The sequence below is a fragment of the Streptomyces sparsus genome (genome assembly GCF_054776295.1).
Genome location: NZ_BAAHCA010000775.1, coordinates 1 through 2,379, shown reverse-complemented (window position 1 = coordinate 2,379; position 2,379 = coordinate 1). Strand labels below are relative to the sequence as shown.

Here is a 2,379-nt window from a genome sequence, read left to right as displayed (position 1 = left end):
GTCGCCGTGCCGGCCACCAGCGGGCCGGAGCCGGCCGTGTCGCCGGTGCTGCCGACCCCGGTGCGGACCGGGCCGCTTGGCGCCGGCGCGGTGCTGTGCGGGGCGGAGTGCGAGGGGGCGGGTGAAGGAGGGGGCACGTGGACGGTGAGCGTCGCCGAGTACTCCGACGAACCGCCGGGCACGTTCGCGCAGGCGCCGTGCACCCGGTAGGTGCCGGGCTTGTCCACGGTGGTGGCCTGGCCACGGTAGTGGCCCTCGTTGCCGGCGGGCTCCAGCGTGACGGGGCCGTCCCGGAACCCGGGCGACTGGACGACCGTCGGGCTGGGCGAGGTGTAGGCCGAGCAGTCCACCCGGATCTCGACCACGGTGGCGGGTGCGGCGGACGGCGGGGAGAGCGAGACGCTCGCGCCGCTCACGTCGTCCTGGGCCAGTGCCGCGGGGGCGGACAGGCCGAGCACGGCTATGGACAGGGCGGCACCGGTGAGAACGCTGACGGAACGCATGGGCGGCTCTTCCTCCTTCGAGCGCGGCTGCGGCGCCGGGGGCCGCTGCGCTGGACGGGCCGCACTCGCCTGATACCGAGCCAACCTCCGAGGTGCGCCGCTCGCGATCCGACGGCCGTTCGGCGCCGCCCGGTCGAGCCCGCCGAGCCTGTCGCTGCGGAGAGTTCACGCAGCTCACCGAGGGTGCGGCGGGCCATTCGGGTGAAGCGTGGCAAACGGGGGACGGCCGGGGGCGCCAGGTCGCCGCCGGCGACCTACGTGACACACCGGTAACCCGCTCAGCAGCCCGAGCAGGCAGAATCCCCCCTCGGACCGTAAAGCCAGCAAGCGCCCGCCGCCGAGGAGAACCATGTCGTCGCCCACCGCCGTCCACGAACGCATCGACCGGTACTTCCGGATTACGGAGCGCGGCTCCACCCTCGGCCGGGAGACGCGTGGCGGCCTCGCCACGTTCTTCACCATGGCCTACATCCTGGTGCTCAACCCGATCATCCTCAGCGGTGCCGCGGACGTGAACGGTGACCAGCTGTCCTATCCGCAGCTGGTCACCGTCACCGCGCTGGTGGCCGCGGTGATGACGGTGCTGATGGGCGTCACGGCGAACCTGCCGCTGGCGCTCGCCGCCGGGCTGGGGCTCAACGCGATGGTCGCCTACCAGATCGCCCCGCTGATGACCTGGCCCGACGCGATGGGCCTGGTCGTGCTCGAGGGCATCCTGATCTGCCTGCTGGCCGCCACCGGCCTGCGCGAAGCGGTGATGCACGCCATCCCGGTGCCCATGAAGCAGGCGATCAGTGTCGGCATCGGCCTGTTCATCGCCTTCATCGGCATCATCAACGCCGGGTTCGCCACCCGGATCCCCGACGCCGCCGGGACCACCGTCCCCGTGCAGCTCGGCGCGGCCGGGGAGCTGAGCGGCTGGCCGGTGCTCGTCTTCTGCCTCGGTGTGCTGCTCACCCTCGCGCTGATCGCCCGCGGCGTGAAGGGCGCCATCCTGGTCAGCATCATCGCCATGACCGTGCTGGCCGTGGTGATCAACCACTTCGCGGACATCGCCGACGCCGCCTGGGGCCTCACCGTGCCCGGACTGCCCAGCGACATCGTCGCCGCCCCCGACTTCGGGCTGCTCGGCGCGTTCAGCCTGTTCGGCGGGTTCGCCGAGGTCGGCGCCATCACGGTGGTGCTGCTGGTCTTCACGCTGTTCCTGACCGACTTCTTCGACACCATGGGCACGGCTGTCGGTGTCACCAACGAGGCCGGGCTGCTCGACGAGAAGGGCCGCGTGCCGCGCCTGGGCCGGCTGCTGTTCGTCGACGGGCTCGCCACCGTGGCGGGCGGTGCCGCCTCCGGCTCGTCGAACACCTCCTACATCGAGTCCGCCGCCGGCGTCGGTGAGGGCGCCAGGACCGGGTTCGCCAACCTCGTCACCGGCGGCCTGTTCGTGCTGGCACTGTTCCTGGCGCCGCTCGCCGCCGTGGTGCCCGGCCAGGCCGCCGCGCCGGCCCTGGTCGCCGTGGGCTTCCTGCTGATGGCCCAGGTGCGGCACATCGACTGGACGGACTTCGGCATCGCCGTCCCGGCCTTCCTGACCATCACCGTCATGCCCTTCACCTACTCGATCACCAACGGCATCGGCGCCGGATTCATCGCCTACGTGGTGTTGCAGTCGGTGCTCGGCAAGGCCCGCCAGGTCCACTGGCTGCTGTGGGCCACGGCGGCGCTGTTCGTCGTGTACTTCGCCATCAACCCGATCCAGCAGCTGCTGGGCGCCGCCTGACGGAGCCGAGCCGCACGGCTGGCAGGCCAGCCGTGCGGACCGGGCGGACCGGGCGGCGGCGTGAGACGGACGGCCGCCGTGGTCCGGATGGGCGGGGGC

The 2,379-nt window shown here is 72.4% G+C and carries 2 protein-coding genes; one reads left to right on the top strand and one right to left on the bottom strand.

Features of this window, described 5'->3' with window-relative positions; genetic code table 11:
• A partial coding sequence (locus tag ACYVE9_RS23240; protein WP_461029845.1) for a hypothetical protein occupies positions 1–503 on the bottom strand: 503 nt, incomplete at its 3' end.
• Between the two features lie 349 nt (positions 504–852).
• Here ACYVE9_RS23240 and ACYVE9_RS23235 point away from each other — a divergent pair.
• A complete protein-coding gene (locus tag ACYVE9_RS23235) occupies positions 853–2,280 on the top strand; it encodes an NCS2 family permease (RefSeq protein WP_461029844.1) in 1,428 nt (475 codons plus the stop codon).
• The last annotated feature ends 99 nt before the right edge of the window (positions 2,281–2,379 follow it).